Genomic DNA, 14,094 nt, shown 5'->3' with positions numbered 1-14,094 from the left:
CTTGGCTGAATGTATTGGAATTTGATACACTAAAAGTGAGTGAAAGGGGTCAAACAAAAGATGGAAAACACAGAAATATGGAGATTTATTGATTCTGGAAAACGTTCGCCTGAGTATAATATGGCATTGGACGAAGCACTTTTAAACTGGCATAGTGAAGGGAAAATCCCCCCGACCATTCGTTTTTATGGGTGGAATCCTGCAACTCTTTCAATTGGTTATTTTCAAAAAGTAGAAAAAGAAATTAATATGGACGCAGTAAAGCACCATCAATTAGGTTTTGTAAGAAGACCAACTGGTGGTAGAGGCGTTTTGCATGATCAAGAACTTACATACAGTGTGATTGTATCTGAGTCGCATCCGTTCATGCCCGCATCTGTGACAGAAGCGTACCGAGTGATTTCAGAGGGATTATTAGAAGGATTTAAGGAAGCGGGACTAGACGCTTACTTTTCCATTCCTTCGACAGATGCTGATAAGCAAGCGTTAAAAACCCCTCGTTCTGCGGTATGTTTTGATGCTCCTTCCTGGTATGAGTTAGTTGTGGAAGGGCGGAAGGTGGCAGGAAGTGCTCAAACAAGACAGAAGGGTGTTATCCTTCAACATGGATCCATTATTCTCGATATAGATGAAGATAAGTTATTTGATGTATTTCGTTATTCAAGCGTTCGATTACGTGAGCGGATGCAGCGTAATTTTAAACAAAAGGCAGTTGCTATTAATGAATTAAAGGAAACGCCAATAACTGTTGAAGAAGCGAGTAAACTATTTAAGACTGGATTTGAACGTGGTCTATCTATTCAGCTCGAACCTTATACATTAACAGAAGCAGAAGAGCAAGAAGTACAAGCGATCATTGACAGAAGGTACGGAACGGACGAATGGAACTATCGAAAATAACGATTAGATAACAAAACGGCGAACATTCCTTATCACAAGGATATTCGTCGTTTAAGTTATTTGTATAAGGCCACCCTAACATCATTATTCCATGCAAAAAAGACCTTGCCATTGCAACGTCTACATGATACGATATGAGGTGGAACTTTACTGAAATTGTATATACGTATTTCTTTATTTTATCTTATCAAACATCTTTCGGGGTGTCAAGTATCTTTTTAAGGAGCGTGAGTGGATGGGGGAACAATTTCATTCAAAAGAGGCTGAACAACAAAGAGTCGATCAAATAAAAGAGCAGGTCGCACGTGAGATAGACGCGCTCTCTCAGCATGACCAAAAAACTAAATCTGAGATTATTCATCTACGCAAAACCTTCTGGGAAGATGTCACAGTAAATATGGACAATCCTGAAGATGCGTTAGAGACAATGTTCAGTATTAAACAGCAATCAGAATTACTCGGAGAACGCGAGCGAACACACGGTCAAATGGACCAAACAATTAAATCGTTAGAGCGTGTAAAAAGCTCTCCATACTTTGGACGTATAGATTTTTGTGCAGATGGTCAAGAGGATGTACAATCCATCTATTTGGGGGTTGCCTCCTTATTAGATGAGCAAAAACAGAATTTCCTCATTCATGATTGGCGAGCTCCAATTTCAAGCTTATATTATGATTTCTCACCAGGTGAAGCGTATTACACATCACCAGAGGGTACAACTGAAGGAGAAATGACAAAAAAACGTCAATTCATCATCCAAAATGGACGTATTACAAGCATGTTTGATACAGGTCTTACAATTGGTGATGATCTACTTAAAGAAGTTCTCGGTAATGAAGCAAATTCTCAAATGAAAAGTATTGTAGCTACAATTCAACTAGAGCAAAATCAGTTAATCCGAAATGAATCAAGCCGGTATCTAGTGGTACAAGGAGCTGCGGGGAGTGGGAAAACCTCTGCTGCCCTGCAAAGAGCCGCCTACTTATTGTATCGGCATATGGAAACATTAGCCGCCAAAAATATGATTCTTTTTTCACCAAATCCACTTTTTAATAGTTATGTTGCAAAGGTATTGCCGGAGCTTGGTGAGGAGAATATGGAACAAACAACATTTCAGCAGTATGTTCAAAAAAGAGTTGGATCTGCTTATGAGGTTGAGGATGCATTTTCACAAACAGAGAAGCTACTCACTGTAACCACATCCGAACAATATGAGCAAGAAGTCTCTAGTATAAAATTTAAATCTAGCTTAGCCTTTAAAGAGCTAATTGATCAGTATTTGCAGCGTTTAGCTAAAGAAGGACTGCAATTTAAGCAGGTGCGTTTTCGGGGCGAGGTACTAATAGACGCATCGCGCATTAGTGCATACTTCTATTCATTAGAGCAAACCGTTTCTATGGCTAATCGAATGAAGCTTACCGCTGACTGGTTGCTTATTAAGTTAACTCGATTAGAGGTACTTGAGCGAAGTAATGGCTTGGGTTGAGGATGAGATAGAATTATTAGGTGTTGAGGCTTTTCAAGAGGTCCAAAAGCAATATCAAAGTGAACATGGTGATCAAGAATCTGATTTTGATGAGGCAAAGTATGAACGGAAAATGCTAGCTAAGAAGATTGTCGCTAAGCAGTTTAAGCCTCTAAAAAATGCTGTAAAAAAGATGGCGTTTATTCATGTTGATCGCTTGTTTAGGAATTTATTTAAGCAATCTCATCCTGAGGTTCCGACTGATTGGGAGCAAATGTGTAGCCGTACTCTTAGTCATCTCGATGAAAAAACGATGCTCTTTGAAGACGTTACCCCGTATTTGTATGTGAAGGATCAGCTAGCGGGTATAAAATCAAATCATGTCATACAGCATGTTTTTATAGACGAGGCGCAGGATTACTCTCCTTTTCAATTTGAGTACCTAAAAATGATTTATCCAGCTGCAAGCATGACGATTCTTGGTGATGTGAATCAGGCTGTTTACGCACAATCTCAACATCAATTGACCATGCTTGATGGATCTCTTCACACTGAAAAGCAACATCATGTTATGAAGTTAAATAAAAGCTATCGCTCAACAAAGGACATTGTTGATTTCACGAAACAATTTATTACAGATGGAGAACAAATCGAACCATTTAATCGTAAGGGAGAGAAACCACTCCTAATTAAAGGAGAAGATAGACAAAAGCTTGATCAAAGAATGATCCAAGAAGCTGAGCGGTTAAAGCAGGCTGGACATCAATCGATTGCAATTATTACTAAAACGGCCTCTGAAAGCGAAGAAGTGTATCACAGACTTAAAGATAATCTGTCAATAAAGCTGTTAACCAAGGATTCATATGAATTTGAACGCGGTCTTCATGTGTTGCCTTCCTATTTATCTAAGGGAATTGAATTTGATGCAGTGATTGTTCACGATGCTTCAACAAATGTATATAAGCATGAACATGAGAGAACGTTGTTTTATACTGTTTGTACTCGAGCTATGCATGAATTAGTCCTTTTTTCTTTAGGAGAAGAATGTTTATTTATACAACAGGTTTCACCAGGTGCTTATCAAGTGGATCAGGAGATAACATGACAAAAGGTTGTGTATTGATAACCGGAGCAAGCAGTGGGTTTGGGTTCTTGAGCTCAATTGCTTTTGCTCAAAAAGGCTATGAGGTCATTGCCACAATGCGGGATCCTTCACAATCACAGGAGTTATTAGATAAAGCTACAGAAAACGGTTGTGCAAAAAATATTCGTGTTAAGAAGCTGGATGTTACTGAAGAAAAGGACATTGTGCAGCTGAAGCAACAATTACAGCAGGAGCAATGTCGGGTTGATATCTTGATCAATAATGCAGGTTATTGTCAGGGAGGGCCAACCGAAAGCGTGGAAATGGAAAAGTGGCGTAAGCAGTTCGAAACAAATGTGTTAGGTGCCATTGCTGTAACAAAGGTGTTTTTACCCGAGATGAGAACGCGTCGTTCAGGTAAAATTATCATGCTTTCAAGTATTAGTGGTCGCTTCGGCTTTCCTGCTCTTGGTCCGTATTCGGCTTCTAAATTTGCACTTGAAGGATTTAGTGAAGCATTGCGACTAGAGATGCTTCGCTTTGGGGTCTACGTAAGTTTAGTTGAACCAGGACCTTTTCGAACAAAGATCTGGGAGAAGGGCATGCAAGAAGCTAGTGTAGGTGAGGATGAGGACTACCTTCCTTTTATCCATACATTAATGTCTTCAGCAACTCACTCAGCAACCAAATCAAGTGATCCGGCAAAAGTTGTAACGAAACTACTCAAAATCGCGGCAGCTAGACGACCAAAACTACGATATCCAATAGGCAAAAGCTCACGAATGCTAATCCTACTCAAAACCATACTCCCATGGACGATCATAGAACGAGTTGTTATGAATAAGGTGAAGTAAAGGCTGAGACAGAAATGTTATACCTGACACAAAACCCGGAGCAATATGTTGGTTACATCACATATTGCTCCGGGTTTTACTGATAAAAGAATTCGGCTAACTCTTCATTTATTAGAAAAGCAGAATTAAGTTACTTACAGAATAGTGAATGTATAAAGTGGTTGTGAAATTGATTGAAACGGCTTGTCGTGATATTCATTTATTTTTATATGTCGCAAGCTCTTTCCAGGTATTATATCAAGCAATACTCTGTAAAAATTCAGAAGCTCCAAACTAGCGGACGGGATGGGGAGGCCGACTCCCTCCGAAAAACCTAATGTATCAGTGTTTTAAAGGCTATATTAACAGGTTAAAAAATATTTTTTATGATTACGCTAAGTTATTCATTCCAATAATGTTTATTAAAGGAATATGAGCGTACGCTACGCTAATAGATGTAGGGAATCTCATCCAATTATAACGATATGGGTGCTTCAATGAGCTCTGCTCAACTTATGTGGACATACCCTCCCATGTCTCTTAGCGTCGTGCGCTCACATTCCTTCGTTGGGTCTCTTCATAAGGCAGAGTCGGATTTATGCTCCTGTATGGACTCGAGGTCAAAAGTCGTCTTTATTACCGATTCTCCAAGTCACCATTTTTCATATTCCTTTAGGCTTCCTTATGAAGCGAGCGAGGATCGTGCTTTTTGAAGAGGAGGGCTATCACTCCTCATCTTTTCAGCATCAAACGCCATCTGGTGATGGCTTAACCCCCAAAAGATCTTCAATAGCTTACTACAGAGAACCACCAAGGCATCCTTCTTTTGAAGCGGATTTTGACTTCTTGAAATGTAGTACGTATAGAGATCTAAGAAAGCTTGGTTATTCCGGATGAGCGGGAGAACCGCTCGAAAGAGCAGAGAACGCAAGCGGCGTCTTCCTCGTTTAGAGAGCCTCTTTCGTCCTTGATGTTGGCCGGAAGAATTCTCACATAGCGTCAATCCCGCTAATTTTGTCAGTTGGCGTGGATGACTGTAGTTGGTGAGTGGCCCCGTTTCAGCGAGTAATTCACAAACGGTCTCTTCACTAATACCAGGGATAGAGATTAAACTCTCATAGGCGTCTACTTGTCGAGCGAGCTCTCGCATCGTCTCTTTCGTTTCTTCTAACTCCGCACAAGTTCGTTCATACTGCTCAATGAGCGAACGAATATCTTGTCTCGCAAACTCGTTCCCTTCAGTTAACCCAATGGATTGAGACGCTAAAACTTGAACGTTGTGCAATCTCTTTTTAGAGGGGCTCCTGATCGCTTCTTTTTCTTTGATCTCGGATAGAAAAGACTCTACCTCAAGATCATGCCACTCCTCAGGTAAGGGACGGTACTTTAAGATGCAGACAAGGGTTTTCCCCATGGCTTTAAAGGCTCCATGTAATTCTGGGAAATACCGATCCATCCAACGGATGATCTGGTTGGTCACACGCGCCCTATCTTTTTTTAACCGGTCTCGAAGGGTTGCGCCATTACGCAGTTCTGCATCTACGCCAGTCAAGAAACGCGGATAGCTAAAATATCCCTGAGTGACCATTTTCGCAATCACACGAGCGTCTTTACGGTCATTCTTCGTTTGTAGGTTATCATCAAACTCTTTGGCTCGATTGACGTGCAGCGGGCTTACCAAGACAAAAGGAATGCCATGATGGTTTAAAAATTGCGCAAGATTCATCCAGTAATGACCGGTTGGTTCAAAGCCAATGAGGATGTTTGTTTTTTGATGAGCCTTCTTTAGTTGTTCAAGCTCGTCATAGAGGTGGTGAAACCCATTTCTTGATTGATGAAACGGAAAGGCATCACTAAGTTCACGGCTGCGATCATTCACAGCACATGCGTAGTGCTTGAATTTGGCGATATCAATGCCAATCACCAATGTATCCTCTTGAACTTGATCTAATCGATCATTGCGCGTATGATTCATAGTAAGTCCTCCTCGATGTGTTGTTTGGGTACAATTGCATCTTAACGGAGGGCTTTTTTTGTGTAAATAGGACGAAAAGAAATCCCACAGGAATGCTCCTGTGGGAGTAGAGGTCTGGGTGAGACTTCGCAGTGCGTCAGCACAAGAAGGCTCACCGGCCTCCCACGCGGGTGCGTGCCCCGCATCCCGGTAGCGACGAGCCAGCTCTCTCCCTATCTATTTCTTATTAAAACCAAACGACGACCGGTCCTGAATTTCAGAACCGGTCGTCTTTATAGTGTTTATTCATATCATTCTTTTGATCAAATAAGCTCTTTAAACAGCGCTTGAAGTTTTTTTGTAACCGGTCCAATGGGCATTTGAGCTGTAATTTGACCTTTGAATTCAACAATCGGTGTCACTTCACTGGTTGTACTAGTAATAAAGGCTTCATCTGCATGATCAAGTACATCTTTTGGAAAAGCTTCCTCAACAACTCGAAACCCAGCGTCTGTTGCTAATTTAATGACAACCTGCCTAGTGATCCCATTTAAAATTAAATTAGTTGCAGGATGTGTATACAAAATTCCATCGTTAACTAAAAACAGATTAGATGAAGATCCTTCTGTCACTAATCCATCACGGTGCAAAATCGCCTCTGCACAGTCAGCATCAGCAGCTTCGCGTTTCGCCATCACATTTCCAAGTAAGTTGACGGTTTTGATATCACAACGAAGCCAGCGCATATCATCTGTCACCCAGGCAGCAATACCTTCTTGTTGTTTACTTGGTGGTGCACTCATTGTGAAACCAGTAATGATCGGAGTTTCTTCACGTGAATAAAGATGATTACGAGGGGAGGCTCCGCGAGATACCTGGATGTAAATCGCACCATCCTTCACTTGATTTTTTTCGAGTAAATCCATTGTAGCTTTTGTTAGTTCATCAGCTGTGATCGTAAAATTCATATCTAATTTTTGGGCGCTTTGAAAAAGGCGGTCCCAGTGGGCATCTAATTGGAATGGCGTTTGATTATAAACTCTTACTACCTCATATACACCATCACCAAAATGGTAGGAGCGGTCATTTGTCTGAATGACAGCATCGCTTTCGGGCACGATGTTCATATTGTCCAATACATAATTCATTTGTTTGACCTCCGCTATCGTTCTTATCAATTCCATACAATCTGAACATGAACCAAAAAAATTGTCAATCATTTTACCCTCATTATTGTTAAATGAAAAGTCATTTATAGATTTACCAGTATGTTACACAAGTGATTGTTATTTTCATGTGCACCCTAAGAGTACGAAAGGAAGTGCAGACATGAAAGCTTTTTATCCTCAATTAGTTTATATTGAGCCTGGTGCATTGGAATATCCACTGGGGCGACAGTTAAAAGAGAAATTTGAAAAAGAAGGCGTCGAAATTCGAGAAACTACTTCTCATAATCAAGTAAGGAATATACCTGGGGATAATGAGTTTCAGAAGTATCGAAATGCCAAATCAACCCTTGTTATTGGTGTGAGAAAAACGTTGAAGTTTGATACCTCAAAACCATCAGCTGAATATGCAATTCCACTAGCTACAGGTTGTATGGGGCATTGTCATTATTGTTACCTGCAAACCACACTTGGAGATAAACCGTACATTCGAACGTATGTGAATTTAGATGAGATCTTTGAATCAGCAGACAAATACATGATGGAGAGAGCACCTGAACCAACTCGATTTGAGGCAGCGTGTACGTCGGATATCGTTGGCATTGATCATTTGACTCATTCACTTAAAAAAACAATTGAACACATTGGTCAGACTGAGTGGGGACGCCTACGCTTTGTAACAAAATTCCACCATGTGGACCATCTGTTAGATGCTAAGCACAATGGAAATACTCGTTTCCGTTTTAGTGTGAATTCTGATCATGTCATTAAACATTTTGAGCCTGGTACGTCTTCTTTTTTAGAACGAATTGAAGCGGCACAAAAAGTAGCGAAAGCAGATTATCCAATAGGTTTTATTGTAGCGCCAATTGTTTGGTATGAAGGTTGGGAGAAGGGTTACCTAGAACTGTTTGAGCGTCTAGAATCGATTATGCCTACGTATGCTAAAAAGGATATGACCTTCGAATTAATCCAGCATCGTTTTACAAAAACAGCGAAACGAATTATTGAAAAACGCTATCCAAAATCAAAGCTTGAAATGAACGAGGATGAGCGAAAGTATAAATGGGGCCGTTATGGACGTGGAAAATATGTTTATAAGGATGATGAAGCGGGTCAACTGAAAGAGACGATCCAGTCATATATTGATAAGTACTTTCCAGAAGCAAAACTTGAGTATTTCACGTAACAGTTTTGACTAATCTGGATTTAGACTGTTTATTTACCCTCAAGTATAGTAGAATAGATGGTGGTATTTTACTAAAAGTTCGGCTGCACATTTACGTGCCTGTTCGTTGATAAATTGGAGGGGACCATATGCCTACACCAAGCATGGAAGATTACCTGGAGCGAATTTATATATTAATTGAAGAGAAAGGCTATGCCAGAGTATCGGATATTGCTGAGGCGCTTGAGGTACATCCTTCTTCCGTTACAAAAATGGTCCAAAAGTTAGATAAAAGTGAATATCTTGTCTACGAGCGTTATAGAGGATTAATTTTAACTGCAAAAGGAAACAAAATTGGAAAAAGGCTTGTGTACCGACATGAGTTACTTGAAGAGTTTATGACCATTATTGGTGTGGACAAAGAGCATATCTATCAAGACGTTGAAGGTATTGAACATCATATTAGTTGGGATGCCATTGACCGAATTGGTGATGTTGTTCAGTTTTTTACTGAGAAACAAGAGCGAATTAACGAGTTACGTGAGGTTCAAAAGAAAAACGAAGAAGAACCAAAGCAGAATTAACAAAGGCACCAAGAAGCTATATAGCTTTTTGGTGCTATTTTTGTCTAAACCCTAACTGCCTTAAACATATGCCGATGTTTTGATACATAACATGATGGCAGGAGGAGATTCTAGTGAAAATTGACGCTGTGTTTGCTGGAGGAGGAGTTAAAGCTTTTGCGTTTCTAGGTTCCTTGCGGGTTTTAGAGAAAAGAGGCTATGAGTTTGAACGAGTTGCAGGGACTAGTGCAGGTTCAATTGTGGCTGCCCTTGTAAAGGCAGGGTATACGAGTGAAGAGATGATGAATATACTTGATCAGATAAACATCGAATCCTTTAAGGATGATCGAATGTCCTTTTTGCCGCTAACGGTTATTAAGTGGTTGCATGTGTATTTTAAGTTGGGTTTGTATCGCGGTGACGCATTAGAAAGCTGGATTCGAGATCTTTTAAAGGAAAAAGGTATTGTAACATTTGGGGATCTACCTGACAAAGCATTAAGGGTGGTTGTATCTGATTTATCAAAAGGTCAAATGATTGTATTGCCAGACGACCTTGAAAAGTATGGCATTCGTGCGGAATCATTTTCTGTAGCAAAAGCGATCCGTATGAGTTGCAGTATTCCTTATTTCTTTGAACCGGTAAAACTATATGATCGAGCAGGACATTATTCTTATATTGTTGATGGAGGTCTTTTAAGTAATTTTCCTATTTGGTTATTTCGGGATGGCGAAAAAAACTCATGGAGACGCCCCGTAATTGGTTTACAGCTTAAGCCAAAAATTGAGGATCAACCGCCTCATAAAATAAAAAATGCGATTGATTTGTATAAAGCGGTTTTTGATACAATGACAACAGCTCATGATACGCGTCATATTGAAGATGAGGATGCAGAGAATGTCATCTTTATTCCTGTAACAGATATTAAAGCAACAGATTTTGATCTGACCCCCTTAGAAAAACAGGATTTAATTACGCTTGGAGAAACAAAAACCAACAAGTTCCTTGGTAGGTGGACCTATTGAAGATTATTAAAAAAAGAAGAATCGTGCTAGTAGGAAGCACGATTCTTCTTTTTGGGTTTGATTTTATTTTTTTTGCCTTCAATAACTGTTAAATTTGGACCGCTTCGTTTTTTTGGTATTTTTTTTAGCGGTTTTTGATTTCTTTTCATTTGGCTTGTGCTATTGGGTTTGAATTTGTTTCGATTTCCTGGCCCAGTCGAACGCACTGTACTTGTTCGTTTTGCTTTTTTAAGTTGTGCTCGTGTAGGACCTTCCTTGGACCTAGAACCCATAATAGGCATGCCGTATTTTCTGGACAAGTAGAAGCGATAAATGAAATAAAATAACGCGATGAAACCTGCAAGTATAAGAATCGACTTTAGGACTTGCATCGGATCATTCAATACCGAAAAGACAAATCCGATAACTGCCAACACAATGATGACTGGAAAGGCAATGTTAAAGAATTGGCGCATTCTATTCACCTCCAAGATGTCAAATAGCTAAACGATGTCTGCTTTTGCAGGGCTTGTATATGATTGTTCACGTGTAAGCATTTCTTCAAAGGATGCGATGGCAACCTCTGTTTGTTCATCGTTTGGCTCTTTTGTTGTTAATAGCTGAAGGGCAAGCCCGGGGTACCCAAGCCATTTTAGTACAGGTATGTTTCGAAAACGATTCGTTAATTGTAATACTTCAAATGAAACACCAAGCACAACTGGAATGAAAACGACTCGTTGTAAAATACGCTCCATTAGTGAATCAAAGGGAAGAAAAAGATAAATTCCAACACCAACAATTACTGTAAATAGAATGAAACTACTTCCGCAGCGGTAATGGAGTCTAGACTGAGACTGAACATTTTTCACAGTTAACGGTAGTCCGGACTCGTAAGTGTTGATCACTTTGTGTTCTGCCCCGTGATACTGAAAGACTCGGCGAATTAATGGTGTAAACGATAAAATATAAATATAGCCAAGTAATAAGATTAACTTAAATCCACCTTCTAATAGATTCTGAGCTACGTGGCCAGGGAAAATAGGCGTAAACAGATTGGCTATAAAGGCTTGGAACTAATGTAAAGATTAACTTACTGAAGATAAATGATAAAACAGCGACTGCTGCAACACCAAGTATCAAATTTAATTTTGATGATTTCTCTGCTTGGGGCAATTGAATCATCCTCAGAAGGATCCACATCATAACGATCCGTTGAAAAATTTAAATGCTTTGATCCATTTATACTTGCTTCAACAATGCCAGCAATTCCTCTTATAAAAGGAATCTTTTTTGCTTTTGTGATCCAAGCTGGTGACTGACGCTTAACCTCAAACGTATCTAAGCTTCCATCTTTTCTTCTAATCATTGAGACGGTTGTGTGCTTTCCACCGAACATAACACCTTCAACTATGGCTTGACCGCCATATGCTGGTTTTGTTGACTTTTCCATAAAACACCAACCTATTCTTCATTGTTCTGTATACTCACTATTCTACATGAAACGAAGCAATTCCTCTATGACAAATCATCTAGGTTTAGATTAATTAGTGGAGTTGAATGAAATGTAATGGAATAGGGATATACTTTAATGAGGTGATCGTGATGGATAATCAGGGATTTGAACAAAATCAAACAGAAAAACCAATGCGGTATAATACGAAGGTAATCCTCATTGGATTTTTTGGTGGACTTATTTGGTCTCTTGTCGCTTTATTTGGCTTCTTTTTCAATTTTATGCATTTTGGTCCGGCATTAATTCTGATGCCTTGGGCGTTGGGTGACTGGAAAACGACATATACGGGGCAAGCGGTTGGAGTAGCTGTTATTGCGGTGGTATCCATTCTGGTTGCATTTATATATAAGTGGCTTTTTCAAAAAGTGAACACGATGTGGGCAGGAGTTGGATTTGGAGCTTTATTGTGGGTTATTGTATTTTATATTTGTAATCCATTTATTCCAGGGTTAAAAAGCGTACAAAACCTTGATTTAAACTCAATCATTACATCTTTCTGTCTTTTTATATTGTATGGACTTTTTATTGGCTATTCTGTTTCTTATGAATATCAGCAACAGCACTCAGATAAATAAGGTGTCGAACGTGTTGCTTCGCTCCTTAAAGCGTATATGGTAAACTAAAGAAGCGTAAAAAGGTCTAAGGTTTATACGATAAAAAGGAGTGTTTATATGAGCAGAATTGAAGTTATTCGTAGTGAATTTAAAGAGCATGGAGTAGATGGTCTTTTGATAATGAGTCCTTATAATCGCCGGTACATATCGGGATTCACAGGCAGTGCTGGGGTTGTTTTATTAACTGAAACGAATGCTATTTTTATTACGGATTTTAGGTATGTTGAACAAGCAAAGGAACAGGCCCAAGGTTTTTCAATTGTTCAGCATAAAGCAGCAATCCTTGAAGAGGTTGCTAAACAAGCAGAGAAGCTTCAGATTAAGAAGTTAGGATTTGAACAAAGCTACGTTACATACGAACAATTTCAACAGCTTCAAAAAACAGTAGAATCTCAAGAGCTAGTTCCAGTGACTGGGTTAGTTGAAGGCGTGCGTCTTATTAAAGATGCGAGTGAAATCCAACTAATTCAGGATGCGGCAGATATTGCCGATGCGGCGTTTAAGCATATTACATCATTTATTAGACCAGGCTTAACAGAGTTAGAAGTTTCCAATGAGCTTGAGTTTTTTATGCGTAAACAGGGGGCGCAAAGCTCGTCCTTTGACACGATCGTTGCATCTGGCTATCGCTCGGCTCTTCCACATGGAGTGGCAAGTGGCAAGCTAATTGAATCAGGTGAACTAGTGACACTTGATTATGGTGCTTATTATAATGGATATTGCTCTGACATCACACGTACATTGGCTGTTGGACAGATTAATGATGAGTTGACGAATATATACGAAACGGTATTGGAAGCTCAGCTAAGAGGTATGAATGGAATTAAAGCAGGCATCACGGGTAAAGAGGCAGATGCCCTAACACGAGATTATATTACGGAAAAAGGCTTTGGTGAGAACTTTGGTCATTCAACTGGCCATGGTTTAGGGATGGAAGTTCATGAAGGACCAGCCTTATCATTTAAGTCAGATACAGTACTTAGACCAGGCATGATTGTCACAGTAGAGCCGGGCATTTATGTGCATGGTGTGGGTGGAACAAGAATTGAAGATGATATTTTAATTACTGCTGAAGGTAATCGTTCATTCACGTCTTCACCTAAAGAACTCATTCACGTAGGCGAATAATCCTGCTGATTAGGTAACCACCTAGTTGCAAAGCTGTGGTATAGTAATGGATGGAAACATTCCGCGAACTATGAGGGAATACGAATACGGAGGAAATAAAAATGATTTCAGTAAACGATTTTAAAACTGGATTAACGATTGTAGTAGATAATGGACTTTGGCAAGTGTTGGACTTCCAACATGTTAAGCCAGGAAAAGGTGCGGCGTTTGTTCGTTCTAAACTCCGTAATCTTCGTAATGGTAACATTCAAGAGAAAACATTCCGTGCGGGAGAAAAAGTAGAAAGAGCTCATATTGAGAACAGACGTATGCAGTACCTTTATGCAAGTGGAGATACTCATACGTTTATGGACACAGAATCATATGAGCAACTTGAACTACAATCAAGTCAAATTGAATATGAGCTAAAGTTTCTAAAAGAAAATATGGAAGTCCATGTTATTAGCTACCAAGCTGAAACACTTGGAGTAGAAGTTCCAAATACGGTTGAACTTGAGGTTGTTGAAACAGAGCCTGGAATTAAAGGGGATACAGCTTCTGGTGGTACAAAACCAGCTACTCTTGAAACAGGTATTACGGTTCAAGTGCCGTTTTTTGTGAATCAAGGAGATCGACTTCTTATTGATACACGAAACAGCTCTTACATGTCTAGAGCTTAAGTCAACAAAACATCCAGAGCACATTGTGTGTTCTGGATGTTTT

13 protein-coding genes and 1 pseudogene are annotated in these 14,094 nt (G+C 39.6%); 10 read left to right on the top strand and 4 right to left on the bottom strand.

From position 1 onward, the window contains the following. The first annotated feature begins 60 nt into the window (after nt 1-60). The 4 genes from lipM to NDM98_RS05445 all read left to right on the top strand — a co-directional run bounded on the left by lipM (nt 61) and on the right by NDM98_RS05445 (nt 4,303). Nucleotides 61-900, top strand: coding sequence for an octanoyltransferase LipM (gene lipM / locus NDM98_RS05455; protein ID WP_251605168.1), 840 nt, complete (start codon nt 61-63; stop codon nt 898-900). Nucleotides 901-1,135: 235 nt separating this feature from the next. Next, on the top strand, nt 1,136-2,386 hold the full coding sequence (gene helD, locus NDM98_RS23885) for an RNA polymerase recycling motor HelD (protein ID WP_307728684.1): 1,251 nt from the start codon (nt 1,136-1,138) through the stop codon (nt 2,384-2,386). Continuing rightward, on the top strand, nt 2,373-3,470 hold the full coding sequence (gene helD, locus NDM98_RS23880) for an RNA polymerase recycling motor HelD (protein WP_307728683.1): 1,098 nt from the start codon (nt 2,373-2,375) through the stop codon (nt 3,468-3,470). Before helD (NDM98_RS23885) ends, helD (NDM98_RS23880) begins: the two co-directional genes overlap by 14 nt. Beyond that, complete coding sequence (locus NDM98_RS05445; RefSeq protein ID WP_251605167.1) at nt 3,467-4,303, top strand: SDR family oxidoreductase; 837 nt, start codon at nt 3,467-3,469, stop codon at nt 4,301-4,303. The genes helD (NDM98_RS23880) and NDM98_RS05445 overlap by 4 nt, the downstream gene beginning before the upstream one ends. Before the next feature lie 661 nt (nt 4,304-4,964). Here NDM98_RS05445 and NDM98_RS05440 read toward each other — a convergent pair. Together NDM98_RS05440 and dat are read right to left on the bottom strand one after the other, a co-directional pair. Then, complete coding sequence (locus NDM98_RS05440) at nt 4,965-6,257, bottom strand: IS110 family RNA-guided transposase (protein ID WP_251605166.1); 1,293 nt, start codon at nt 6,255-6,257, stop codon at nt 4,965-4,967. Nucleotides 6,258-6,559: 302 nt separating this feature from the next. Continuing rightward, nucleotides 6,560-7,384, bottom strand: coding sequence for a D-amino-acid transaminase (gene dat / locus NDM98_RS05435; protein WP_251605165.1), 825 nt, complete (start codon nt 7,382-7,384; stop codon nt 6,560-6,562). A 181-nt stretch (nt 7,385-7,565) separates the two neighbouring features. On the opposite strand from dat, the gene splB reads away from it, so the two are divergent. From splB to NDM98_RS05420, 3 genes are all read left to right on the top strand, one after another. Then, nucleotides 7,566-8,591, top strand: a complete 1,026-nt coding sequence (splB, locus tag NDM98_RS05430; protein WP_251605164.1) for a spore photoproduct lyase — start codon at nt 7,566-7,568, stop codon at nt 8,589-8,591. A 128-nt stretch (nt 8,592-8,719) separates the two neighbouring features. Then, complete coding sequence (gene mntR / locus NDM98_RS05425) at nt 8,720-9,154, top strand: transcriptional regulator MntR (RefSeq protein WP_251605163.1); 435 nt, start codon at nt 8,720-8,722, stop codon at nt 9,152-9,154. Nucleotides 9,155-9,267: 113 nt separating this feature from the next. Continuing rightward, nucleotides 9,268-10,158, top strand: a complete 891-nt coding sequence (locus NDM98_RS05420; RefSeq protein WP_251605162.1) for a patatin-like phospholipase family protein — start codon at nt 9,268-9,270, stop codon at nt 10,156-10,158. Between the two features lie 26 nt (nt 10,159-10,184). Here the strand turns inward: NDM98_RS05420 and NDM98_RS05415 are convergent, their stop codons facing one another. Together NDM98_RS05415 and NDM98_RS05410 are read right to left on the bottom strand one after the other, a co-directional pair. Then, entirely contained in the window at nt 10,185-10,613 is a 429-nt protein-coding gene (locus tag NDM98_RS05415; RefSeq protein WP_251605160.1) for an SA1362 family protein, read from the bottom strand. Nucleotides 10,614-10,640: 27 nt separating this feature from the next. Continuing rightward, nucleotides 10,641-11,587 (bottom strand): annotated as a pseudogene (locus NDM98_RS05410) (DUF1385 domain-containing protein). Nucleotides 11,588-11,739: 152 nt separating this feature from the next. On the opposite strand from NDM98_RS05410, the gene NDM98_RS05405 reads away from it, so the two are divergent. From NDM98_RS05405 to efp, 3 genes are all read left to right on the top strand, one after another. Next, nucleotides 11,740-12,225: a YqhR family membrane protein gene (locus NDM98_RS05405; RefSeq protein ID WP_251605159.1), complete on the top strand. Its 486-nt coding sequence runs from the start codon at nt 11,740-11,742 to the stop codon at nt 12,223-12,225. Nucleotides 12,226-12,321: 96 nt separating this feature from the next. Then, nucleotides 12,322-13,392: a M24 family metallopeptidase gene (locus NDM98_RS05400; protein WP_251605158.1), complete on the top strand. Its 1,071-nt coding sequence runs from the start codon at nt 12,322-12,324 to the stop codon at nt 13,390-13,392. Between the two features lie 101 nt (nt 13,393-13,493). Next, complete coding sequence (gene efp / locus NDM98_RS05395; protein WP_251605157.1) at nt 13,494-14,051, top strand: elongation factor P; 558 nt, start codon at nt 13,494-13,496, stop codon at nt 14,049-14,051. Nucleotides 14,052-14,094: the final 43 nt, after the last annotated feature.

The sequence above is a fragment of the Alkalicoccobacillus plakortidis genome, assembly GCF_023703085.1.
GTDB classification, from domain to species: domain Bacteria; phylum Bacillota; class Bacilli; order Bacillales; family Bacillaceae_D; genus Alkalicoccobacillus; species Alkalicoccobacillus plakortidis.
This window is presented reverse-complemented; position numbering and strand designations above follow the sequence as displayed.

Excerpts from the sequence above, each read along its gene's own strand:
- lipM (WP_251605168.1), top strand. The coding sequence starts at position 61 with ATGGAAAACACAGAAATATGGAGATTTATTGATTCTGGAAAACGTTCG.
- helD (WP_307728684.1), top strand. The coding sequence starts at position 1,136 with ATGGGGGAACAATTTCATTCAAAAGAGGCTGAACAACAAAGAGTCGAT.
- helD (WP_307728683.1), top strand. The coding sequence starts at position 2,373 with ATGGCTTGGGTTGAGGATGAGATAGAATTATTAGGTGTTGAGGCTTTT.
- NDM98_RS05445 (WP_251605167.1), top strand. The coding sequence starts at position 3,467 with ATGACAAAAGGTTGTGTATTGATAACCGGAGCAAGCAGTGGGTTTGGG.
- NDM98_RS05440 (WP_251605166.1), bottom strand. The coding sequence starts at position 6,257 with ATGAATCATACGCGCAATGATCGATTAGATCAAGTTCAAGAGGATACA.
- dat (WP_251605165.1), bottom strand. The coding sequence starts at position 7,384 with ATGAATTATGTATTGGACAATATGAACATCGTGCCCGAAAGCGATGCT.
- splB (WP_251605164.1), top strand. The coding sequence starts at position 7,566 with ATGAAAGCTTTTTATCCTCAATTAGTTTATATTGAGCCTGGTGCATTG.
- mntR (WP_251605163.1), top strand. The coding sequence starts at position 8,720 with ATGCCTACACCAAGCATGGAAGATTACCTGGAGCGAATTTATATATTA.
- NDM98_RS05415 (WP_251605160.1), bottom strand. The coding sequence starts at position 10,613 with ATGCGCCAATTCTTTAACATTGCCTTTCCAGTCATCATTGTGTTGGCA.
- NDM98_RS05405 (WP_251605159.1), top strand. The coding sequence starts at position 11,740 with ATGGATAATCAGGGATTTGAACAAAATCAAACAGAAAAACCAATGCGG.
- NDM98_RS05400 (WP_251605158.1), top strand. The coding sequence starts at position 12,322 with ATGAGCAGAATTGAAGTTATTCGTAGTGAATTTAAAGAGCATGGAGTA.
- efp (WP_251605157.1), top strand. The coding sequence starts at position 13,494 with ATGATTTCAGTAAACGATTTTAAAACTGGATTAACGATTGTAGTAGAT.